The sequence below is a fragment of the Sporomusa malonica genome (genome assembly GCF_900176355.1).
GTDB classification, from domain to species: Bacteria; Bacillota; Negativicutes; order Sporomusales; family Sporomusaceae; genus Sporomusa; species Sporomusa malonica.
Genome location: NZ_FWXI01000012.1, coordinates 37,212 through 60,953 on the forward strand (window position 1 = coordinate 37,212; position 23,742 = coordinate 60,953).

Annotated in this window: 16 protein-coding genes; 11 read left to right on the plus strand and 5 right to left on the minus strand. The window is 45.8% G+C overall.

Annotated features, from left to right (window positions below):
* Position 1 precedes the first annotated feature (1 nt).
* Positions 2 to 2,197: an NHLP family bacteriocin export ABC transporter peptidase/permease/ATPase subunit gene (locus tag B9A22_RS14265; RefSeq protein ID WP_084576469.1), complete on the plus strand. Its 2,196-nt coding sequence runs from the start codon at positions 2 to 4 to the stop codon at positions 2,195 to 2,197.
* A complete protein-coding gene (locus tag B9A22_RS14270; protein WP_176215527.1) occupies positions 2,187 to 5,129 on the plus strand; it encodes an NHLP bacteriocin export ABC transporter permease/ATPase subunit in 2,943 nt (980 codons plus the stop codon). The genes B9A22_RS14265 and B9A22_RS14270 overlap by 11 nt, the downstream gene beginning before the upstream one ends.
* A 146-nt stretch (positions 5,130 to 5,275) precedes the next feature.
* Here the strand turns inward: B9A22_RS14270 and B9A22_RS14275 are convergent, their stop codons facing one another.
* Positions 5,276 to 6,085 (minus strand): D-alanyl-D-alanine carboxypeptidase family protein, encoded by an 810-nt coding sequence (locus B9A22_RS14275; protein ID WP_084576619.1) that lies wholly within the window; start codon positions 6,083 to 6,085, stop codon positions 5,276 to 5,278.
* Positions 6,086 to 6,308: 223 nt separating this feature from the next.
* On the opposite strand from B9A22_RS14275, the gene B9A22_RS14280 reads away from it, so the two are divergent.
* The 9 genes from B9A22_RS14280 (at position 6,309) to B9A22_RS14320 (ending at position 16,267) form a co-directional block, all read left to right on the plus strand.
* Positions 6,309 to 7,241, plus strand: a complete 933-nt coding sequence (locus B9A22_RS14280) for an ABC transporter permease (protein WP_084576473.1) — start codon at positions 6,309 to 6,311, stop codon at positions 7,239 to 7,241.
* Between the two features lie 4 nt (positions 7,242 to 7,245).
* A complete protein-coding gene (locus B9A22_RS14285; protein WP_084576475.1) occupies positions 7,246 to 8,157 on the plus strand; it encodes an ABC transporter permease in 912 nt (303 codons plus the stop codon).
* 10 nt (positions 8,158 to 8,167) lie between these two features.
* Positions 8,168 to 9,178 (plus strand): ABC transporter ATP-binding protein, encoded by a 1,011-nt coding sequence (locus B9A22_RS14290; RefSeq protein WP_084576477.1) that lies wholly within the window; start codon positions 8,168 to 8,170, stop codon positions 9,176 to 9,178.
* On the plus strand, positions 9,165 to 10,142 hold the full coding sequence (locus B9A22_RS14295; protein WP_084576478.1) for an ABC transporter ATP-binding protein: 978 nt from the start codon (positions 9,165 to 9,167) through the stop codon (positions 10,140 to 10,142). Before B9A22_RS14290 ends, B9A22_RS14295 begins: the two co-directional genes overlap by 14 nt.
* Before the next feature lie 85 nt (positions 10,143 to 10,227).
* Positions 10,228 to 11,007, plus strand: coding sequence for a serine hydrolase (locus B9A22_RS14300; protein WP_084576480.1), 780 nt, complete (start codon positions 10,228 to 10,230; stop codon positions 11,005 to 11,007).
* Positions 11,008 to 11,019: 12 nt separating this feature from the next.
* Positions 11,020 to 12,621 carry a peptide ABC transporter substrate-binding protein gene (locus tag B9A22_RS14305; protein WP_084576482.1) on the plus strand — a complete coding sequence of 534 codons (1,602 nt, stop codon included), beginning with the start codon at positions 11,020 to 11,022 and terminating at the stop codon, positions 12,619 to 12,621.
* An 87-nt stretch (positions 12,622 to 12,708) separates the two neighbouring features.
* Positions 12,709 to 13,659: a S66 peptidase family protein gene (locus B9A22_RS14310; protein WP_084576484.1), complete on the plus strand. Its 951-nt coding sequence runs from the start codon at positions 12,709 to 12,711 to the stop codon at positions 13,657 to 13,659.
* 41 nt (positions 13,660 to 13,700) lie between these two features.
* Positions 13,701 to 14,822 (plus strand): amidohydrolase, encoded by a 1,122-nt coding sequence (locus B9A22_RS14315; protein ID WP_084576486.1) that lies wholly within the window; start codon positions 13,701 to 13,703, stop codon positions 14,820 to 14,822.
* Positions 14,823 to 15,376: 554 nt separating this feature from the next.
* On the plus strand, positions 15,377 to 16,267 hold the full coding sequence (locus tag B9A22_RS14320; protein WP_084576488.1) for a LysR family transcriptional regulator: 891 nt from the start codon (positions 15,377 to 15,379) through the stop codon (positions 16,265 to 16,267).
* 157 nt (positions 16,268 to 16,424) lie between these two features.
* Here B9A22_RS14320 and B9A22_RS14325 read toward each other — a convergent pair whose 3' ends face one another.
* From B9A22_RS14325 to B9A22_RS14340, 4 genes are all read right to left on the minus strand, one after another.
* Positions 16,425 to 17,963, minus strand: coding sequence for an alanine/glycine:cation symporter family protein (locus B9A22_RS14325; RefSeq protein ID WP_084576490.1), 1,539 nt, complete (start codon positions 17,961 to 17,963; stop codon positions 16,425 to 16,427).
* Between the two features lie 346 nt (positions 17,964 to 18,309).
* Positions 18,310 to 20,688: a trans-4-hydroxy-L-proline dehydratase gene (gene hypD / locus B9A22_RS14330; RefSeq protein WP_084576491.1), complete on the minus strand. Its 2,379-nt coding sequence runs from the start codon at positions 20,686 to 20,688 to the stop codon at positions 18,310 to 18,312.
* A 6-nt stretch (positions 20,689 to 20,694) separates the two neighbouring features.
* A complete protein-coding gene (locus B9A22_RS14335) occupies positions 20,695 to 21,597 on the minus strand; it encodes a trans-4-hydroxy-L-proline dehydratase activase (RefSeq protein WP_084576493.1) in 903 nt (300 codons plus the stop codon).
* A 323-nt stretch (positions 21,598 to 21,920) separates the two neighbouring features.
* Positions 21,921 to 23,351, minus strand: coding sequence for a sigma-54 interaction domain-containing protein (locus B9A22_RS14340; protein ID WP_084576495.1), 1,431 nt, complete (start codon positions 23,349 to 23,351; stop codon positions 21,921 to 21,923).
* Between the last annotated feature and the right edge of the window lie 391 nt (positions 23,352 to 23,742).

Genomic DNA, 23,742 nt, shown 5'->3' on the forward strand with positions numbered 1-23,742 from the left:
CATGAATAAAAATAAACGTGTTAAAACGCCAGTGGTATTGCAGATGGAAGCTGTTGAGTGCGGAGCCGCTTCCTTGAGTATTATATTATCGCATTATGGATTGTTTCTGCCGCTGGAAAAGTTGCGGATGGAGTGTGGTGTGTCCCGGGACGGAGCTAAGGCCAGTAGTATTTTGAAAGCGGCAAGGCGGCTGGGGATGGAGGCCAAAGGCTGGCGCTATTCAGCAGAAGAGCTAAAAAACAAGGAATTTCCCTTGATCATCCACTGGAACTTTTACCACTTTTTGGTTTTGGAAGGATTTAAGGATGACAAAGTGTATCTTAATGATCCTGGCAGTGGACACAGGACGGTTTCATGGGAAGAGTTTGAAACTTCTTACACTGGTGTTGCCATAAACCTTACTCCGGGTGCCAATTTCCAAAAAGGCGGCAGTGCCCCCAGTACAGTAGCGGCATTAGTGCGGCGGATTAGCGGCAATAAAACAGCGCTATTATTCGCGCTGATTACCGGGTTAGGACTCATTATTCCCGGACTAGCTATCCCAGTATTCAGTCAGGTGTTTTTTGATGATATCCTGTCCCGTAAACATACTGATTGGTTATTTAACCTATTGCTGGCTATGGGAATTACCGTTGTCCTGCAAGGAGCACTTACCTGGGTGCGCTCCTGGTGTCTTACCCGTTGGCAGGGCAGTATGACTATCGGCGATTCCAGTCGTTACCTGTGGCATCTGCTGCGACTGCCGATTGATTTTTTTCAACAGCGTTCTATCGGCGAAGTGGCATCACGGCTGCGGTTTAACGAGTCCGTAGCTTCCGTTTTGACTGGTCAGGCGGCGACAGCCGTACTGGATGTAACGGTCGCTGTTTTTTACTTGGTACTATTGCTGCAATACAATGTCACGTTGACAATTATCGGCGTCGTGTTTACACTAATTAATCTTGGTGTATTGCGTTTGATGTTCCGCTGGGCTGTCGAGCAGCAAATGAAAATTCAGCAGGAAATGGGTAAGGCTTATGGTGTAGCTATTGCTGGGATTCAAACAATAGAAACGATTAAGGCTAACGGTAATGAAGGAGACTTTTTTACCAAGTGGGCGGGTTATCAGAGCAAAATGGTACAAACGACACAGACTGTGGAGTTGTCTGCGCAATTTTTTACATTGGCGCCTGCATTGCTTAATGGACTTAATACTGCTGTCATTATGGCAGTTGGTGGTTTTCAGATTATGGACGGGTTAATGACTGTGGGTATTTTTGTTGCTTTTCAAAATTTAATGGGACGGTTTCAGGAACCGGTTGGCAAGCTTATTGCTTTGTCCCAATCGCTGCAGACAACCGAAACGCAGATGCACCGGCTTGACGATGTTCTACGCTATCCACAAGATGAAACTGTATTTTCCACTGAGCAGCCGCCTCCCCTTGATGTTGCTAAGCTGTCCGGGCGGGTAGATTTACGGGATGTTACCTTTGGCTATAGCCGGTTGGAAGCACCGCTTATTGAGAGATTTAGCCTGGTTATTGAGCCGGGGCGGCGAGTGGCTCTGGTGGGCGGGTCAGGCAGCGGCAAATCGACTGTTGCTAAGCTTGTAGCCGGATTATATCAGCCCTGGTCGGGTGAAATTGAATTTGATGGTTTGCCACGACAGCGTATCCCGCGGGAGGTTATGATCAAGTCGTTAGCTGCTGTCGATCAGGACATTTTCCTGTTTGAGGGTTCGGTGGCTGACAATCTATCCTTATTCGATGCTGCGGTGCGGCGCCCAGACATTGTCCGGGCTGCCAAAGACGCGGCTATTCATGATGATATTGCTGAACTACAGGGTGGCTATGAGGCTTTGGTCGAAGAAGGCGGCCGAAATTTTAGCGGCGGCCAGCGGCAGCGATTGGAAATCGCCCGGACTTTGGCCGGCAATCCCTCCATTCTGTTACTTGACGAGGCCACCAGTGCGTTAGACCCGCTGTCTGAGCAATTGGTAACCGAAAATATCCGTCGCCGCGGCTGTGCTTGTCTGGTGGTAGCTCATCGCTTAAGCACAATTCGGGATTGTGATGAGATTATTGTCCTGAAACAGGGAAAAGTGGTGCAACGCGGCAGGCATGAGACCATGATGTTAGAGGACGGGCCTTATAAACAATTGGTTGACAATGATACAGGTGCCACAGTGGCACCGGGGGTGGCGAATCATGAAGGCTAAATACTGTGATTATACTACGCTAACTGCAGGCAGCGTAGTATGGCTGGACGATCCTGAGAGCATATGGCAGATACAGGAAGGCAGCGTAGATGTTTTTGCAGTTTTGATTACCCCTGTGGGCCGCCAGCAGACTTTTCTGTTTGAAGCCGGTTTAGGCCAGGTATTATTTGGTTTGGAGCCGCTACTGGCAGGGGCGGAAATACGGCTGATGGTAACGCCTGCAAAACAAGCTAAACTAAAAATAATGAAGAAAGACGCCCTTTTACACGAGGCGGCCCAGCTGAGGGATCATGCGCTGGAAAGTGTTTGGTTTATGCTGGAAGCGTGGCTGCAGGCCTTGTTAATTGATCCGGCAGCTACGCCTCTTCCCCGCAATGTTATACCATTGCCTGCAGGACAAACTGTTAAAGCAACAGCCGGAGCAGCCGTCTGTGCTGGCGATTACTTAGTTTGGGCCCAGGTCTTGTCTGGAGAAATCGGTTACGGGATAGTGGCTGGCCAGGAGCATAAATTGACTTCCGGCCAGATGCTGCCGCTGGCAAACATGACTTGGCTCAGGGCAATAGCTGACATTGAACTACTAGGGTTGACTACACAAGAAGTTTTTCCTTTGGCGCTCGCAGCTGAGCCTGCCCGGTTCTGGCAGCCGTTAGTCCACTGCCACCAAATGTTTTCTACGCTAATGCTTGATTACTTCGCTGATGAAGTCAAGCGGGATAATGAACAACTGCAGGAACGCCGGCAGCTTCAGGAGCATTTGCTCTCAAGTGCAGCTGTGCATTTATTGCGTTCAGATGTGGAAGACCTAGCCAGCCCGGTGTTGTCAACAGCTGCAGGTGGTTCACCAATACTGGCAATTATGAAGATGCTGGCCAGTCAGTTAGGAATTCCTGAACAACAAGTGCGTTTACCGGTTGGTGCCAGTCCGGTAAGCCATGACTATACAGCGATAAAGAATATTGCCCGTTTAGCCGGGATGCAGCCGCGCCTAGTAAAACTGGAAGCAGACTGGTGGCTAAAGGATAACGGCGGTTTGCTGGGATATTACGGGGAAGATAAACGACCAGTGGCACTTGTACCGGCTTCGCCAGGAAAATATATTCTTCATGATCCGGCGGGGCTGGAACGTGTTGAAGTAACAAAAGAGATTGCCGCTAAGCTTAGCCACAATGCATTTATTTTTTATGCCGGGCTACCCGGGAAAACCGTAAGTACTACCCAATGGTTCCGGTTTATGCTAAAAAAATGCTGGGCCAGTGACTTGTGGATGATTGTTCTTGCCAGTTTGGCAGCCGGGATTATAACCATGCTGGCACCGCTTGTTACCCAGACTATTTTTGATGACATCATCCCCATAAATGACCGACAAAGCCATGTAATGGTCATTCAGGTTATGTTGGTGTCAGCTTTTGCCACAGCAGGTGTCAACCTGACCAGAGGTATTGCTGTGTTGCGAGCAAAGAACCAAGCCATGGTTGCCGTGCAGGCGGCGTTATGGCTGAGGCTGCTGTCACTGCCTACTGCTTTTTTTCGCAAATATCAGGCCGGCGATTTAGCCAATAGAATGAATGGCATGACGCAGGTGTCGATGTTAGTGTCAGGCTCGGCCGCAGCGACGGTATTCAACTTGTTATTTTCGTTTTGGAGTTTGTTTGTCATGATTTATTACAGCTGGAAACTAACGCTGGCTGTAGTTCTTGTATGGTTGGTGTATTTGGTAATCGCCGGGCTGCTTGCAGTACGGCTGATGGCCTGTAAACGTAATACGACTACAGCTTCTGGAAAAACAGCAGGCAGAGTATTACAGATTTTTAATGGATTATCAAAGTTCCGTATGCAAGGCGGGGAACCCCAAGCCTTCTATTTATGGGCAAAAGAGTTTGGTGAGGAATGGAAATGGAACAGAGCAGCCCGCTGGAAGGGCAATTGGCTGGAGTTTGTCAACAGTGTGCAGCCAGTCATTCTCTCCATGCTGGTATTTTGGCTTACTATGTTGTGGCTGGAGGCTGGAGATGACGCATCTACTACGTTTATGACTCAGCCGGAGTTTTTGGGTTTCAACGCGGCACTAACCGGGTTAAATGCGGCTATCATCGGCATGCTTCCAGTTTTGATTAATTTGCTTGATATTGTACCTTTGATGGAACGTATTCAACCAATTCTTCAGACTGAACCGGAAGCTGTCGATGCAAAATTGGAAGCCGGGGCATTGCACGGCAGAATTGAAATTAACAATGTTGTCTTTCGTTATCAAAGTGATAGACCGCCAGTGCTTCGCAATATTTCACTTACTGTTCAGCCCGGCCAATTTGCAGCCATTGTCGGTGGGTCAGGCAGCGGAAAATCAACGTTGCTCAGACTATTATTAGGTTTCGAACGTCCGGAAAGTGGTTCGGTATTTTTTGATGGGCAGGATTTGACTGAATTAAACTTGGCATCAGTCCGTTCCCAGATGGGAGTGGTACTGCAGAATGGACAACTTATGTCAGGCGATATTTTCACCAACATTGTCGGCTCATTGCCTTTAACTGAGGATGATGCCTGGCAGGCGGCCGAGATGGTAGGGTTGGCTGAAGATATTCGTACTATGCCGATGGGAATTCATACCGTTATCAGTGAAGGAGCCTCCAACATTTCCGGTGGTCAGCGCCAGCGCATACTGATTGCAAGGTCGATTGTCAATCATCCCCGGATATTGATCTTTGACGAAGCGACCAGTGCTCTCGACAACCGTACTCAGGCTATTGTGACGGAAAGTATTGCTAAACTCAAAGCCACCCGAATTGTTGTAGCGCACCGGCTGAGCACTATAAAAAATGCCGATGTTATTTACGTTATGGAAAAGGGACATATTATCGAAAAGGGAACATATTCTGATTTGATGGAGAAAAACGGTGTTTTTGCTGCATTGGCAAAGCGGCAGATCGCTTAGGTAGTAAAACAGGCATACTAAGGGGGACTGTCTAATAGGATCAAAAACCTATTTGCGACGGCACCCCCTTTTTCTTTCTGGAACGTGGATCAATATATATTCTGCTAATCCAAGGCTCTACCTGTGTGCAAAACTCTAGATCAACTCTATAATCCCATCTGCTGAAAACCATAGTTCAAAAGACGGGTTGCATCTTCCCAGCGCTTTTCACTGTTTAACACTACGGCAATCAACTGGACATCATTGCGTTTGGCAGCAGCCACAAGACACTCACCGGCATCATTGGTAAAACCGGTTTTTACCCCGTTTGCTCCCGCATATGTAGCAAGCAGCTTATTAGTGTTTCTGGCGTGGGTGATACCGCCCCGGCTCACAAAATGAACATCATAATCCCGGGTAGAAACAATATTCGCAAACACCGGATTTTGCATACCGTACACGGTAATCAATGCAAGGTCGTACGCTGTAGTAAAGTGATTAACCGGGTCCGGCAACCCGTGGGGATTGTTGAAGTGGGTGCGAATTGTACCAATTTTCTCAGCCTGATCATTCATCAACTGGACGAAGGCCGGCACTGAACCTGCAACATTCTCAGCCACGGCTTCGGCGGCATCATTTCCGGAAACAAGCATCAATCCATACAATGCCTCTCTTAGCGTCAAACGGTCACCTGCCCGCAGATCGAGGCTTGAGCCTTCACATTCGGCCGCTTTTGGGCTAACAACGATAACGCTGTTCGGGTCGCCTTGCTCCAGCGCCGTAATCAAAGTCATGATCTTGGTCGTACTTGCTGGATACATGATGTTATCTAGATTTTTCGCATACAATACCCGCTTGTCGCTAGCCCTCATGACAACGGCAGCTTCTGCGTCCACCTGCGGCAGCACCGCAGCAAACACAACATTGACCCAAGCTATGATGGCAATAAACACTGTGATCGCTACCAGTCTCCTCATTTTCACCATACGCCTCCAGCCCGAAAATAGTACTTTACCTTATCGCAGCTCAAATAACTGCATTGCACGGCAATTATTTCTACATCAAATTGTTAACTCCTCCCGCCATGTTCCCCTGGATTAATTTACATATTTAAAATTGTTTGAAGTCCTGTGTCTAAAAAGGGATAAAGGTATACAGAGCGAATATACCTTTTATTGCTCAAGAAAGGGGTGCCCACGTTTGTTTAGATATATAGCAACCCGCATTTTTAGTTCATTGCTTGTTCTGTTGGCTATTATTTCAATTACTTTTCTCTTAATGCATGCCATCCCAGGCGGCCCTTTCACCTACGAAAAGAATATTCCCGCTGCGGTACTAAAAAACATAGAAGAACACTATCGCCTTAACGACCCTTTATGGAAGCAATACACAGACTACCTGGCCAATTTAATCCGCCTTGATTTGGGACCTTCCTTTAAATATGCAGGCCGTTCAGTCAATGATATCATCGGCGAAAGCTTTCCTGTATCCTTTCAACTAGGCGCTGTAAGTATTGGCTTAGCCATCTTGCTCGGCATTCCTGCAGGTGTTATTGCGGCATTACGCCAAAATAAATGGCAGGACTATGCTACGATGTTGTTTGCAACAATCGGTGTATCAGTTCCCAGTTTCGTACTGGCCACAGTGTTGGTCTATGTACTGGCCATCAAACTTGGCTTATTGCCGGCTGCCATGTGGGGCGGTGTGGAATATGTCATTATGCCGGCCCTGGCGCTAGCCGCCCATCCGATGGCCTTTATCGCCCGCCTCACCCGTTCAACCATGCTGGAGGTCCTCGCCCAAGATTATATTAAGACCGCAAGGGCCAAGGGCCTGCCGCAAACCGTTATCCTCTACCGTCACGCACTAAAAAACGCCTTGATACCGGTAGTCACCTACATTGGACCAATGACAGCTTCTGTACTTACTGGAAGTTTTATCATCGAGAATATCTTTGCCATCCCAGGCTTAGGACGGCATTTTGTTACAAGCATCTATAACCGGGACTATACCGTAATTCTCGGTGTGACAGTTTTCTACAGCGTATTAGTCATTAGCCTAAATCTACTTGTCGATTTGATCTATCCGCTGCTGGATCCCCGCATAAAACTAAATGGGAAACAGGAGGGCTAAAAGAATGCAATTACATAGTGATTCATTTACGCCCCTCACCCGCAGCGGTCCGGCTGAAACTACTATCCGCCCGAGTACGACGTACTGGCAGGATGCCTGGCAACGTCTGAAAAAAAATAAGCTGGCTATGATCAGCCTGTATACCCTGGCCCTGATCATTACCGTAGCTATTATTGGTCCGTGGATTTCCAGTTTATCCTACTCTGATCAGAATCTCAGTCAAACCAATCAACCACCGAGCGCCGGGCATTGGTTTGGCACTGATAGCCTTGGCCGGGATTTATTTATTCGCGTCCTGTACGGTGCGCGAATTTCGTTATCCATTGGCGTTGTCGCCAGTCTGATCAATCTAACCATCGGCGTTATTTACGGCGGGTTAGCCGGCTTCTTAGGTGGCCGTGTCGACAGAGTGATGATGAATATTGTTGATATTTTGTACGGTATCCCACTTTTGCTCTATGTAATATTGCTCATGGTTGTGCTAAAGCCAGGGTTGACTAACATTTTTATCGCCCTCGGTATTGCGTACTGGCTGGGCATGGCGCGAATCGTCCGCGGGCAGATTTTAAGCCTCAAAGAACAAGAATATGTTCTGGCAGCCCGAACTCTTGGCGCAAGTACCTGGCGTATTCTATTACGGCATCTCATCCCCAATAGCCTGGGGCCAATTGTCATTACCATGACTCTGGCTATTCCTGAAGCCATCTTCGCCGAGGCTTTCTTAAGCTTTATCGGTCTGGGCGTGGCTGCTCCCATGGCAAGTTGGGGAGTTCTGGCTTCCGAAGGAGTAACCAGCTTGCGTTCTTACCCTTTTCAATTGTTTTTTCCGGCTATGGCCATCAGCATCACGATGCTGGCCTTCAATTTCCTCGGGGACGGTTTGCGCGATGCGCTTGACCCCCGCATACGGCGCTAGGAGGTAAAGCATGAATCCGTTATTAGATGTGCAAGAATTGGCTGTTTCCTTTGATACCCACGCCGGTGAAGTAAAGGCTGTAAATAGCGTTAGTTTTCAGGTTTTCCCTGGGGAGGCTGTTGGTATTGTCGGCGAATCTGGCTGCGGTAAGAGCGTGACTGCTCATGCTATTATGCAGCTTATCACCACACCTCCGGGTAAATATATGAACGGGAAAATCCTGTTTGAAGGTACTGATCTCCTGCAAAGACCTGAAACTGATATGGAAAGAATCCGTGGAAATGACATCAGTATGATTTTCCAGGACCCAATGACTGCCCTGAACCCGGTACTTACGATCGGGATGCAAATTGCCGAATCCTTACAACTGCATCAAAACATGAATAAAGCGGCTGCTTATACCCAGGCTGTAGAACTGCTGCGGCTCGTCGGTATTCCATCGCCGGAGCAGCGAGTAAAGAATTATCCCCATCAATTCAGTGGCGGCATGCGCCAACGGGCCATGATTGCCATCACGCTAGCCTGCAATCCTAAGCTTTTAATTGCGGATGAGCCGACAACAGCACTTGACGTAACCATCCAGGCCCAGATTCTTGCTTTAATGAAAGACCTGCAGGCAAAGCTAACTATGTCTATTATTTTTATTTCCCATGATCTTGGCGCCATTGCCGGGATATGCAGTCGGGTCATTGTAATGTACGCCGGTAAAATTGCCGAGGCTGGAACGGCTGAGGATATCTTTCATTCTCCCCAGCACCCTTATACCTGGGGACTATTAAAATCAGTACCCCGCATGGATGCCAAGCAAAAGCAAAGATTAGCTGTCATTGAAGGGCAGCCGCCTGACCTCTTGTGTCCGCCGACCGGTTGCCCCTTCCATCCTCGCTGTCCTCATGCTATGCATATTTGCACAGAGGTTTATCCAGAAACAACACAGATCACCCAACTGCACAGTGTAAAATGCTGGCTGCAGCATCCCAGCGCCCCAAAGCCGGAGGTACAGATTAATGGACCAAAATAATATTTTGGAGGTACGAAATCTTAAAAAGTACTTTACCGTTAAGACTGACTTTTTGGGGCGCCCTACTGCCTGCCTAAAAGCAGTAGACGACATAAGTTTTGGCATTCGCAAAGGCGAAACGCTCGGACTGGTAGGCGAAAGCGGCTGTGGTAAGTCTACTACCGGCCGGACCATTATTCATTTATATAAACCCACGGCCGGAGAAATCCTGTTTAACGGAAAGGTTATCGACAGCCAGTCAGCAGAAAAACAGTTACGCCGCAATATGCAAATGATATTTCAGGACCCGTACGCCTCACTCAATCCACGCATGACTGTTGGGGACATTATCGGCGAACCTTTATACATCCACAACCTGGCTAACGGCACCGGGAAAACAGACCGAATTGTCGAGTTGCTGCAGCTAGTTGGACTCAACCAGGGACATGCCAGCCGTTTCCCCCATGAATTCAGCGGCGGCCAGCGGCAGCGAATTGGCATTGCCCGGGCGCTGGCAGTCGAGCCAAGTTTCATTATCTGTGACGAACCAATTTCGGCCTTGGATGTTTCCATTCAGGCCCAAGTGGTTAATTTATTAGAGCACCTTCAAGAAAAGCTGGGACTGACCTATTTATTCATTGCCCATGACTTAGCCATGGTAAAACATATCAGCAAGCGTGTAGCCGTCATGTACCTTGGCAAAATTGTAGAAATAGCTGATAGCATTGAATTGTACAGTAATCCACAGCATCCCTACACACAAGCATTGCTTTCATCCATAGCCATACCTGATCCGGTGGTGGAGGCCAAACGGGAACGGCTGCTCCTGACAGGTGATGTTCCTAACCCTATCAATCCGCCCTCAGGCTGCCGCTTCCGAACCCGCTGCCGCTATGCCATGCCGCTCTGTGCCGAACAGGAGCCTCGACTTATGGATATAGGTGCAGGGCATATGACTGCCTGTCATTTATATTCAACGTGCTAAAATATTTTGCAGGTGACACTACCCACCTGCGCCTGCAAACTTCTTTTTCTTTTCTGTAGAATATAAATCTTTTAAGGAGTCAACGATGGAAGTTCTACACCAAAAAATCCAGGCTATTTTAGCCCAATATACTGGCCGCTCAGGAATTGTGATTATTAATCAAAATACCGGGGCCAGACTAGAGCTGCATCCGGACATGGTATTTCCCGCCGCAAGTATGATTAAGGTACCAATTATGATTGAGGTTATGCGTCAGGCTGCTGCAGGATTAATCGATCTGGATGAAACGCTTGAAATAACCAGCCAGGTCCAAACAGGTGGCGCCGGAATCCTAAAAGAGCTGCGCTCAGGTGTAACCATGACTGTCCGTGAGCTTGTTACGCTGATGATTATTCTCAGTGACAATACCGCCACCAATATATTAATCGATCTCGTAGGTATGAATTCCATAAATGCAACCATAACCAGTCTGGGATTACGGTCTACAGTACTGCGGCGCAAGATGATGGATTTCGAAGCAGCCAAAGCCGGTAAAGAGAACTATACCTCAGCAGCTGATCTGGCCCACCTGTTTGCAAGCATTGCCAGCAGTAGTCTCGCTCTACCGCCCACACACAGCGCATTGATGCTGGATATCCTGAAGCGGCAGCAGGTTCGGGATAAATTGCCTTTTTATCTGCCTGAAGAAATAATAATCGCTCACAAAACAGGGACTTTGCCAGGCGCCGAGCATGATGCAGGAATTCTATTTGTACCCGGTGGTTCCTATATTATTTGTGTGCTCACCGCCGACCTTGCGGCCAACTATGAGGGGCTTCAATTGGTTGCCAACATTGGCAAAACCATCTATGATTACATATCTTAAGGAGGAGTGACAATGTCATGTAAAAAACTCTGTGCTGTCCTGCTGATGCTAACAATGCTAGCAACACTAACAGCAGGCTGCGGAAAATCCGGCACTAGTACAAACGAGCAGGTATTTCGCTATGCCCTGGAAGCAGAACCTGCGACCCTAGACCCGGCCATGTCTTCGGCAATTCCGGAGTCATTGGTAGAACTACAAATTTTTGAAGGATTAACCCGGCTTGATGCCAAAGACCAGCCTGTACCAGGTGTTGCCGAAAAATGGGATATTTCGCCCGATGGGCTGAAATATGTATTCCATTTACGTGCTAATGCCAAATGGTCAAATGGTCAACCAGTCACCGCTCAAGATTTTGCCTTTGCCTGGAAGCGGGCGTTAAGCCCTGAGGCGGCTTCAGAAAATGCCTACATGTTGTTTCCGGTTAAAAATGCACAAGCATATAATGAGAAAAAGCTGACAGCAGATCAGGTAGGCGTAAAAGCCCTTGATGACCAGACACTGGAAGTAACACTGGATAAGCCTACAGCCTATTTCCTAAGCTTAGTGGCCTTCCATGCTTTCTATCCGGTTCACCAAAAAACAGTAACTGCCAGCCCGGATAAATGGGCAAACGATACCACCACTTTAATTGGTAATGGTCCGTTCAAAATCAGCAATTGGACACACAGCGGCAAAATTGAATTTATCAAAAATGATCAGTACTGGGACGCTGCCGCTGTAAAACTCGCAAAAATGGAATGGCCTATCAGCGATTCCCAAACCACCCGGTTAGCCATGGTAGAAAACAATCAGGTTGATATGATGGTAGAACCACCTGTTGTTGAGCACGACCGGCTCACACAGGCAAACTTGCTCAAGATCTCCCCTTATCTAGGTATATACTATTATGTCTTTAACACCCAAGCGGCCCCCTTCGACAATCCGAAAGTCCGGAAGGCTTTCGCTCAGGCGATTAACCGCGAGGCTCTGGTCAAGAACGTAATCAAAGGCGGTAAAAAACCGGCCTATGCCTGGGTAGCACCTGGACTCACTAACCCTGCTACCAGCAAAGATTTCCGTGAAGAAGGCGGAAATTATGCGATAGAGGACGCAGCCCAAGCCAAAAAACTACTGGCTGAGGCCGGCTATCCTGACGGCAAGGGCCTACCGCCGATTACGCTGATGTTCAATACTAGTGAACTGCATAAATCCATTGCCGAAGCCATGCAAGAAATGTGGAAACAAAACTTAAGCGTAACTGTGAATTTAACTAACCAGGAATCGAAAGTATTCTTAGCCGCAAGAACACATGGTGATTTCCAGGTTGCCCGAGCCTCATGGATTGGGGACTATGCCGACCCCATGACATTTATCGACGTGTTTAAAGACCCCGATAATGATGCGAACTACACCAATCCTGCCTATAACCGCCTGGTAGAGCAGGCTCAGTCCACTATTGATCAAAAAGTTCGGATGCAAGCTATGCATGATGCCGAGAAGATCCTCTTTGATGATGCCGTAATTATCCCCATCTACTACACTACCCAACCCTTCATCGCCAAACCCTATGTGAAAGGCTATTTCTGGTCAGTGCTCGGCTTAGCCGACTTTAAGACAACTTTCATCGAGAAGTAAACCATAGCAGTATTTTAACTTAAGCAGGGATGTGCCGTTTACTACGTGCATATCCCTTTATATTGACTCACCCAAGGAGATGACGATATGGATTTCACTCCCCGGATTAAACCCCGCCGGCTCTGCCCCGGGGATACGATCGGCGTAATTGCCCCCGCCAGTCCTGGGAATCAGGAGCTTGCTGCCGCCGGAACCCAGTTGCTGGAAGCAAAGGGCTTTCGAGTGCAGCTTGGTAAAACAGTCAATCAGGAACTGGGCTATCTGTCAGGCTCGGACATGGCGCGCGCTGCTGATCTTAATGCCATGTTTGCAGCACCTGATATCAAGGGCATCATTTGCCTCCGCGGCGGATATGGCACTATGCGGTTATTAGAGCTTCTGGACTATGAGCTCATACAAAAGCATCCTAAGATATTTGTCGGCTATAGTGATATTACTGCCCTGCATACTAGTATTGGCCAGCGCACAGGCCTTGTCACCTTTCACGGCCCCATGGTGGCGTCCGATATGGGTCAAGACATTTCACCATACACCTGGGAATATTTTTTGCAGGCCGTCACAACACCCGAGCCGCTTGGACCTATTGTCAACCCGCCGCTTGTCCCAGTTCCCGAATTTATCGTGCCAGGAACAGCCGAAGGCTGCCTGACTGGGGGTAACCTCAGTCTGATTGCCAGCACGCTGGGCACCCCTTACGAGATTGATACCTGTGGTAAAATCCTCTGCCTGGAGGACGTTGGTGAAGCGCCATACCGTATCGACCGGATGTTGACCCAGTTACTATTGGCCGGCAAACTGCAGGCTGCGGCCGGAATTGTGTTTGATGTGTGCACTGATTGCGAGCTAGAAGCCAAGCCGCCTAGTTTTACCGTCGAAGAAGTATTAAGGGATCGTTTAGGTGACTTAAACAAACCAGTGCTCATTAATTTGTATTTTGGACACACTGCAGACAAAGCGACGCTGCCCCTTGGGGTTAAGGCCACGCTGCGAACTGAAGACGGCGGGCTGGTAATTACCGAAGCGGCCACTACTGCATAAATTAAAATCTACTAAAACAGCCTGTTAACAGGAGGCGTTCTATGAATAAACAAGCACTGAAAGAGCAAGTTATCGCTGTTGTAGATGCAATGGCGCCCGAGCTTAAGGAGATCAGTCTATTTCTGCATACTAATCCTGAGCTGGGCGGCCAGGAATACAAAGCAGCCCAGCTCCTTACAGAGGTCGCAGAGCGAAGTGGCTTCTCCCTGCAGTCAAATATCAGCGGTTATGAGACGGCCTTTATTGCCAGCAAAGGCAGCACTGGCCCAAAAATTGCTTTTTTAGCCGAATATGATGCATTACCCGGGCTTGGGCATGCCTGTGGTCACAATCTCATTGCCGCTATGAGCTGGGGCGCAGCAGCAGCATTCGCCGCCGTAGCTGCTGACCGGGCTGTATCTTATTTAATTGGCTGCCCAGCCGAAGAGACAACTGGGGCTAAAGTAGCTATGGCGGAAGACGGCATTTTTGACAGCTTAACAGCGGCGCTTATTGTCCATCCTGCCGCCAATAACAATATCGGTGGTACTTCCTACGCTACCCACCCACTTAAGGTAACCTTTTATGGCCGCCCAACACATGTAGCCAGTAAAACCGACAAAGGCGTGAATGCATTGGATGCCCTTGTCATGTTTTATCAAGGACTGAAACCTTTACGCCAGACCTTTACGCAAGAAACCATTCTGGCTGGCATTATTACCAAAGGCGGCACTGCGCCCAATATCGTCCCAGAAGAAGCAGAGGCTAAACTCACCGTCCGGGCATTATCTTCAGAATACCTGGAAGAGACAGTACTGCCAGCCGTGCGCCGGCTGGCAGACGGGGTGGCTGCAGCGACTGGTACAACAGTAACTACCCTGCATTACGAACCCTTGTTTAAAGAATTAATCAACGATCTGAGGCTCATGGAGTTGTTCCAAAACAATATGGCGCTGTTAGGCGAACCAGTAACTGTGCTTACCCCAGAAGACGCAGGTGGTTCTACCGATGTCGGCAATGTCAGTCACAGGACACCTACCCTTCATCCTGATCTTGCCATTGGCTGCAATCTTGTCGCCCATACACCGGATTTTGCTGTTGCAGCCGGTTCCGATTATGCACAAAAGCGGCTGCTGGCAGGAGCTAAGGCCATGGCAATGACGGCTATTGATTTGCTTGATTAGTGAGCCAACTAGATAAGGGCGTGTCGCAAAACGTTTATTGAAAAAATGTAAAGCGACGCGCCCTTATTGAATAAAAGAGAAGAAAAAAGCAGTTGAGAGAAAGAAAAAACGAAGTCGCAGGCGGTTTATGGGCATAACAAAACAGAGGAAGCCCTCCCCCTAAAAAAATCTGTATATGGCTGTTAGGACGCTTGGGGAATATGCAAATAGGTTCCCCAGCGGCCGCTTGGGATGTTTGTTTAGGTTATATCCCATGCACAAGCTAATGAGGTTTTGCCAACGCCACCTTTGCCGGAAAATACACATTCTGATTGTCTCGAAATTCCCCTCGTTAACATGACTATATTTCGATCTAATCATATACGCAATAAGCTTTTGAAAAATGAGTAGCATGTCTTGTCTGCATATAGTATATTTAAAATACGACATATACCTTCTATTCTATGGTGGTAACTCATATAATTGTTTACGTAACCACTTACTTACCATTCAAATTAAACATGTAGTTGGTCCTCTGTACCATTTGTGAAAATTCATGTCGGGGGTTGGTTATCTTGTCACTTCCAAAATATAAGATATTCAGCACTATTGTTGAATCGGGTAGCCTAACCAAAGCTGCGGAAAAGCTCAATTTGACCCAGTCAGGAGTTAGCTATGCCGTCTCTACCCTTGAAGCAGAGTTAGGATTTGCCTTGCTTAAGCGCGATCGTTCAGGTATTAGCTTAACAAGCAACGGAGAACGCATTCTTAAACATGTCCAAAGAATTTTGCATGAAGAAGCGCTCTTACGACAAGAAACAGCTGCAATCAAAGGGTTCGACACTGGCACCGTCCGTATGGGAACACTATCGAGTGTCTCGATGCAGTGGTTGCCTGGAATCTTAGCACAGTTTAATGAAAAGTATCCTCACATTGAAGTAAAAACATATCTGGGCTGCTATGATGAAATGAATGACTGGATATCGAACGGCACTGTTGATTTTGGTTTTGTATGCTTACCCATTTCTAAACCATTTGAAACCATTCCCCTAAAAAAGGATAAACTGGTTGTCATCCTGCCGCCTAATCACCCACTGCGCCATCAAAAGGTTATCTCCTATGATCAAATCAAAGATGAATCTTTTATTATGCCTCAATGGGGCAGCGATGATAATATTAGACGCCTCTTGAACGAACACAAATTGAATCTACAAGTAAAATATGAATTAATGGAAGAACGGACTATCTTGGCCATGGTGCAAAAAGGCTTAGGGATCAGTATTCTGCCAGAACTGATTTTGGTGAATGTACCAGATAACATCCATATTGTAGATTTAGAGGAAGCGGATTATCGGATCATCGGAATAGCAGCTCTCTCTCTAAAAAATATATCTCCGGCTGCTAAAAAATTTCTGGCATGCACCCGTTCTTGGCTGCGTGACAATAATTATCTTGATTTTGAGTGATACACAAAAAATTTTTTTTAAAAGCAAAAGGCAGACATAAAATTCTTTGTTATACAAAGTTCATGTCTGCCTTTTGTATGAACCTATGGTCGGGTAGACGTGAGCCTCTCGGCTCACGTCTACCCGACCATGTCGATACAAAATTCTCAGCAAGGTGTCAGCTATTTAGCTGAAGGTTTCCCGATCTTGCAACGGTGATTTTTTCTTTGTCGCTCTCTCTTACAGCAGTGATTTTGTCCTTGTTAATCTCTTTCCAGAGATCTACGTTCTTAATACCGACCTTATCAGGATCAAAGAAGGGTACTTGATCTGCCTTACGTTGTTCCTCATAGTCATTCAGCATAGCAACGACCTTCGGGAACAAAAACCACAGCATTAACACATTCAACCATACCATCATACCGCATGCCAGATCGGCTGCCCCCCAGGCAACGGTCGAAGTGGTGGTGGAGAAATAAATATACACCATTAGTACCATAACCTTCATAACCAAATAAACATTTTTGCGTGTGCTCTCGCTGGCATTGCCTAAGAGATAAGCCATACCGGTTTCCGCTTGATAATAATAGCTGAGTATTGTCGTAAAAGCGAACAATATTACTACCACACCCATAACGAATTCGCCCAGACCAGGCATGAGTGTACCAACAGCCTCCTGGGGAAATACGATACCGTTCTTACCGGCAGCAGCTAATTCCGCCATTTTGGCAGAACCGGAACCGATATAACCGGACTTCGTATTGAAGCAGTCAGTAACCAGAATCAGGAGACCTGAACAGGTGCATATTATGATGTCCATATAGATACCGAAGGAATTAGCCAAACCCTGACCGACAGGATGTGCCGTCTCAGCCGCAGCTGCAGCCGGAGTTTCTTCACCCATACCGGCGCCGGATGCGAAGGTGGCACGTCTAATACCCATAGCAATCGCACTGCCCATCATACCGCCGAATACCGAGCCTTGATCAAATGCAGATAAAAAAATCCAACTAAACATGGTGGGGATTTTATCATAATTAGCAATTAGTACAATTGCCGTTAACAGCAGAAAAAGACCTACCTTTATGGGAACAAGAATCGCAGCAAAGGTGCTGATACGTTTGATACCACCGAGGATGATGATGCCTAGAAATATTGCACCAACCACGCCGGTCATCAACGGGGAAATCCCCAAGCTGTGATTTAAGCCTTCGCCGATCATATTGGCCTGAATGCCAGGCATACCGAACAACATTCCCACAACAGTGACTATAGCAAACAGCTTGCTAAACCATTTCCAGCCCAAGCCTATTTCTGCACAATAGTATGCACCGCCGCGGTACTCACCGTCAACCCGAATTTTGTATAACTGTCCCAGCGAGCATTCTGTAAATGATATGGCGGCAAGCAAAATAGATGTAACCCACATCCAGAAGATTGTACCCGGACCTCCCAGATAAACAGCCACTGCCACACCGGCGATATTACCGACACCAACACGGGCAGCCATGGTAGTCCAAAATGAATGGGAGGTGGAGATGCCGCTTTCCGAGCTTTGGTTACTTACCAGATTTCTCACCATATCCTTTAAATTACGGACTTGGGTAAGGCGGAGTCTGATGGAAAAATATACACCTGATACAACAACAAATACCAACATCGCTGGTGACCAAACATAGCCATTTAAGAGATCAATTATTTTACCGAGATATTCCATATTAAAGCTTCCCCCTCATCATTGAATAGGATGATTAATGGTATAATGATTCCTCTTGCATAACCCTTTATTGTATAAATCAATGCGTATTTCTTCCGATTTGGCTTCACCTCGCTCAAACGCAAATTTATTTTCGGCCAACGAAAGGCTTGTATGGATAAACATCAATCCGCAGTTACATCGTATTTTAATCACAGTATTGATGTTGGCCATCCTTGTAGTAAAGCAAGTTCTATGAGGCGGTCCAGATTATCGCAGGCGGGTAGCGCGGAAGTCAAACACCAGTAGTGGAGCGTTGTCGTCAATTCACTACCCGCCTGCTAGTTTTTACTGCGGAATATATTTTTTAAAAATCTTGATACTCTGTTCTTTCGATAATCTCATCCTGTAAGGCTTTCGTGAGATTATTGAAGTAGTCACTATAACCGGCAACCCGTACAATAAGATTGTTGTACTTTTCAGGGTTCTTTTGGGCATCTCTTAAGGTAGCGGCATCGACAATATTAAATTGAATATGGTGTCCGTCCAGCTTGAAATATGCTCTGATTAAGTCTTTTAGTTTTCTAACGCCTTCTTCACCTGCCACCACTTGCGGTGTGAATTTTTGGTTAAGCAAAGCCCCGCCTGTTCTTAATTGATCCATTTTGGCTGCCGATTTGATTACTGCTGTAGGGCCGTTTTTATCTGCGCCTTGCACAGGTGAGATTCCCTCTGAAAGGGGACGCCCGGCCGTCCTGCCATCCGGAGTTGCGCCAATAACAGAACCGAAATATACGTGACAGGTAGTTGGCAGCATCTCAATCCGGTAAGTTCCGCCTGTTGGAGTTTTTCTTCCATTTACAACGTCATGGAAGATCTCGAATACCTTGAGCATAATAGTATCTGCATAATCATCGTCGTTACCGTATTTAGGGGTCTTGTTCAAAAATAGCTGGCGCACCTTTTCATGGCCTGCGAAATCAACTTTCAATACTGCTAATAACTCATCCATTGACAATTTCTTATTATCATACACATGATATTCAATAGCCGACAGGCAATCGGTAATACTGCCGATACCAACACCCTGAATATACCGGGAATTGTATCTGGCACCACCGGCATTATAATCCTTGCCTTTCTCAATACAATCATCTATAACGATAGACATGAAGGGAGAAGGCATATACTTGGCATACAGAACTTCGATGATGTTGTTGCCTCTTATCTTAATATCAACAAAATACTCGACCTGTTTCTTAAATGCCGCCAATAGCTCTTCTAATGAACCAAATTGGGTTACATCCCCTGTTGCAAGCCCCAGCATTTTGCTAGTTCGCGGATCAATGCCATTATTGAGGGTTATTTCCAGTATTTTCACCAGATTTAAGTATCCTGTTAAAATATACGCTTCTTTACCAAAGCAGCCTACCTCTACGCAGCCGCTGGTGCCGCCACCGCGCGCATCCTCAAGACTTTTCCCCTGGCGGAGAAGTTCTTCCAGTACTGCGTCGGTGTTGAACACCGAAGGAAAGCCCATTCCTTCCCGAATTACCTCAGCGGCTCTGATAACAAATTGATCCGGGTTTTTCCTACTAACCTGCACATTTGTGCTAGGCTGCAGCAGTTCCATTTCTTCAACAATATCTAAGAGCAAATAGGATAATTCGTTAACTCCGTTACTGCCGTCAGGCTTGATTCCCCCAATATTGATGTTGCAAAAATCTGTATAGGTAGCGCTTTCCTGGAGTGTAATGCCCACCTTAGGCGGTGCCGGCTGGTTGTTAAATTTCACCCAGAAACAGCCCAGCAATTCTTTGGCAGCTTCGCGCGTCAAAATTCCTGACTGAATATCCCTTTCATAGAAAGGATACAGATGGATATCAAGCTTGCCTGGGCAGAAGGAATCCCAGGTATTCAATTCCGTAATTACACCCAGATGGACAAACCAGTAGGTCTGTAAGGCCTCTCGGAAAGTTCTTGGTGCATACGCCGGTACATGACTGCAAACTTCCACAAGATCTTCTAATTCTTTCTTCCTCACAGGATCTTGTTCTTTATCCGCCAACTCGCGGGCCTTAGCGGCATGCCTTTGGGCATAGACGATAATGGCATCACAGCAAATTGCCATGGCGTTTAATTCTTCTTGCTTTTCGTAAGCATCCGGATCTTGTTGATAATCCAGCTCTTCAAGCTTTTTCATAATAGTCTTTTTGAAATCCAGGAAGCCTTGGTTGTAGATTTTTCCATCCGCAACCGTGTGGCCTGGTGCTCGCTGCTCCATGAATTCGGTATAAATTCCCGCTTCATAGCAGTCCTTCCAGGCTGGTGTCATTTGAGCAAACATCAAATCCCGTATGGCTTTTCCTTGCCAGAAAGGAATAATTTCTTCTTCTTGGATACGCTTTGTTTCTTCATCAACGCGAAAGAAGATTTTATCCCGCTTATCCATAATGTCAAAATCTTCAACCGTATGGCAGCACAACTCCGGATAAGTCGGCGCCTCCTGCGGCCCTGTTCCCCGTTCCCCGACAATGAGTTCGCCCTCATTGATACAAATCGTCTTGTTTTCCATGAGATGTTTAAAGGTTAATGCTCTCAGCACCGGAATAGACACCTGACCGGCAAATTTTTTGTATGCTTCTGTCATCAGCATGGCTCTTTCGATAGACAGCTGTGGCACTGTGTTGACACTCTGATCTCTTAATTGTTTCACTCTGTTATTTACGCTCATCCCTTTTGCCATTTTTCATCATCCTCCGATTTGTACGTTTAGTCCAAATTCTTTTAGTTTTTGTGAAAGCTCATTCATCTGTTTATGTGAAAGAGGCTGAAGATCAGCTAGCTGATACATTTTTCCCAGCCTAGTATATTTATCAATAGCAATATTGTGATACGGCAGTAGAAAAACATCCTTTAGATGCAAGGAAGATAAAAATTCACCTGTTTTTTCTATATTTTCGGCGTCATCGTTAATTCCCGGTATAACAGGTATGCGAATCCATATTTTACTGCCTTTTGACGCAAGCTTTTTTAAATTCTCTAATATAAGCCGGTTGGATACACCTGTATATTTTTTGTGCATTTCAGCATCCATAAGCTTAATATCATATAAAAACAAATCCACCTTATCTACTATTCTGGCAATTGATTCCCAGGGTGCAAACCCTGACGTATCTAAGGCCGTATGAATACCTTTAGTTTTACATGCATCAAGAATTCCCTCAAGAAAGTCGATCTGCATCAGTGCTTCTCCACCAGAAAACGTGGCTCCGCCGACGGATTCTTCATAAAAGATCCTGTCTTTTTCTATTTCCTGCATCACATCCTTAACTGACATTTTCCTGCCGACCTTCTCCATGGCTCCGGTAGGACATGTATCTACACAATCTTCGGATAGGCTGCATTTGGTATTATCTCTCTTCAGCCCAGTGGCAGAAAACGCTATGGCACCATTGGGGCAACTTTTCACACAATCGCCGCAGCCGATACACTTGTTTTTCAAAAAAACTATTTCTGTTTGTAACGCCAAACTTTCGGGATTATGGCACCACCAGCAAGCTAACGGACATCCTTTTAAAAAAATAGTGGTTCGTATTCCCGGTCCATCATGGATTGAATATTTTTGAACATTAAATACCGTTCCCGTAATCATGCATAGCACCGCCAATCAACTTGGTTTTTTACTACAATCAAGGGCCCTGAGTATAAAAAACGCCCCTCCTCTCTTTCCTCTGTCTAACAGCATCTTGCGAAAAACTATATAATGCAATAACCTTGCCAAATATTGCAGTCTATTGAAAAAATATCAATAAACCCGGTCTGTCTTGCTTTTCAATTATTGGTTCTTTTGAATATTTCCGAAAATTGAAAAACGTCCCTAAAATGAGACGATATAAAAATTGACATTGTCTCATTTTAGGGACGTTTTATTGTTTTTTTTACTGAGAAACGGTTTAGTCACCGGGCTGCATACTGTTAGTTATGATTTATTAAGATTTCCCAATCAATATTGTGTTTTTTTATTTTATTATGCAACGTCTGCCGGGGAATATTTAAAATTCTTGCAGCTTTAGCCCCATTTCCATTGGCTTGTTTTATAGCTTTTTGAATTAGTTTCTTCTCATAATCATTTAGATTGTCCACCAATGAAGAAACCACTATATCCCCTGCGGGTTCTTCCTGCTTCATCCCAGCTACTTGGTTAGCGTTAAGCAGATGATGAGGGATGTCATTTACGCCAATAATATTGCTATCAGTAAAGTTCATAATACTTTCGATGGTATATTTTAATTCCCGGACGTTTCCAGGCCAATAGTAGGACTGCAATACATTCAAGGCTTCAGCGGAAATCATTTCTACTTGCTTATTTACTTTAGCATTATACATATTAATGAAGAACCTTGTGAGTAACGAAATATCTTCTTTCCTGTCTCTCAAAGCAGGAGTACTTAAAGGAATAACATTTAACCGGTAAAACAAGTCTTTTCGCATAATTTTTTGGTCTACAAGTTTTAGTGGTGGCTCGTTAGTACTTGCTATAATTCTTACATCGACAAGCACCGTGCTGGCTCCTCCAACCCTTCGGACAATACCATCCTGCAAAACACGCAACAATTTTCCTTGAAGCTCCATATCCATGGAATTAACTTCATCTAAAAACAAAGTACCCCCATCCGCAAGCTCAAAAAGCCCCGGCTTATCTTTTGCACCGGTAAAACTTCCTGATGTTGTGCCAAACAATATACTATCCAAGAGTGTATTGGGCAGTGCTGCGCAGTTTTGAGCAATAAAAGGCTTATTTCTTCGTACCTTACTCGCATTATGAATAGACTGCACCAAAACTTCTTTTCCCGTTCCGGTTTCTCCATAGACCAATACAGGCGAGTTACTGTCGACTATTTTTTGCGCCCGTTTTTTTAACTCTTTTATGGCGTCACTTTTGCCAATGATATCATCAAAGGTATATATGACCCCATTTCCCTTGTATGACTTCTCATTACTCTTTTTCTTAAATAATTCCGATTGCAGATTTAATATTTTCTCTGATAATTCTTTCACCTGCGTTAAATCCCGGTAAATTTCAAGAGCTCCGACAATTTCCCCTTGTTTTAACAAAGGTATCGTCGTCGTCAGGGTAGATACTTTCAGTCCCTGATAATTCATATATGTCTGAACATAATCTATGATAGGTTGCTTATTTCTCAGTACCCGGTAGAAAGTACTGCTTTCAGGTGTTAGATCAGGAAAAATGTCCAATATATTTTTTCCGATCGCCTTTTCCTGTGTAATACCCGCTATATTAGTTGCCGGTTCATTATAAAAAGTAACATTTGCGTTTTTATCTACCACTAAAATTCCTTCATCCAGATGCTCTAATATAGATTCCAAAAGGAATTTATAGTCCACTCTGCGCCTCCTCACCTTGTATCATACAGCACTATATAACTATCTACCATTGAAACACAAACTCCTGTAGAGATCCACTAAATTTTGAGGATTCTACCTAGTTTACATATAATTTCTCTACAGAACTATTCTAAACGATGGGAATAAGCAGTAAAGACAGATCCAGCGTCATTGAGACTTTTTGGGGGAATTATCTAAAGTTCCGGTCATTTTAAAGCTATATGAGCTAATCATAGCACGATCAAAATACTCAGTAAAATTAGGATAATTCATACAAAGAATCAATTTTTTTGAATCAACTCATTGTATCAGGCTAGTGCCTATAATTCAAAAAAATTGATACAATGCATAGAATACTCTGAATGTACTTAGCTCCATTTTTAATGTAAGC

Bases quoted from the DNA above. Each gene is read 5' to 3' on its own strand.
- B9A22_RS14265 (WP_084576469.1), top strand. From the start codon at position 2: ATGAATAAAAATAAACGTGTTAAAACGCCAGTGGTATTGCAGATGGAA.
- B9A22_RS14270 (WP_176215527.1), top strand. From the start codon at position 2,187: ATGAAGGCTAAATACTGTGATTATACTACGCTAACTGCAGGCAGCGTA.
- B9A22_RS14275 (WP_084576619.1), bottom strand. From the start codon at position 6,085: ATGAGGAGACTGGTAGCGATCACAGTGTTTATTGCCATCATAGCTTGG.
- B9A22_RS14285 (WP_084576475.1), top strand. From the start codon at position 7,246: ATGCAATTACATAGTGATTCATTTACGCCCCTCACCCGCAGCGGTCCG.
- B9A22_RS14290 (WP_084576477.1), top strand. From the start codon at position 8,168: ATGAATCCGTTATTAGATGTGCAAGAATTGGCTGTTTCCTTTGATACC.
- B9A22_RS14295 (WP_084576478.1), top strand. From the start codon at position 9,165: ATGGACCAAAATAATATTTTGGAGGTACGAAATCTTAAAAAGTACTTT.
- B9A22_RS14300 (WP_084576480.1), top strand. From the start codon at position 10,228: ATGGAAGTTCTACACCAAAAAATCCAGGCTATTTTAGCCCAATATACT.
- B9A22_RS14305 (WP_084576482.1), top strand. From the start codon at position 11,020: ATGTCATGTAAAAAACTCTGTGCTGTCCTGCTGATGCTAACAATGCTA.
- B9A22_RS14310 (WP_084576484.1), top strand. From the start codon at position 12,709: ATGGATTTCACTCCCCGGATTAAACCCCGCCGGCTCTGCCCCGGGGAT.
- B9A22_RS14315 (WP_084576486.1), top strand. From the start codon at position 13,701: ATGAATAAACAAGCACTGAAAGAGCAAGTTATCGCTGTTGTAGATGCA.
- B9A22_RS14325 (WP_084576490.1), bottom strand. From the start codon at position 17,963: ATGGAATATCTCGGTAAAATAATTGATCTCTTAAATGGCTATGTTTGG.
- hypD (WP_084576491.1), bottom strand. From the start codon at position 20,688: ATGGCAAAAGGGATGAGCGTAAATAACAGAGTGAAACAATTAAGAGAT.
- B9A22_RS14335 (WP_084576493.1), bottom strand. From the start codon at position 21,597: ATGATTACGGGAACGGTATTTAATGTTCAAAAATATTCAATCCATGAT.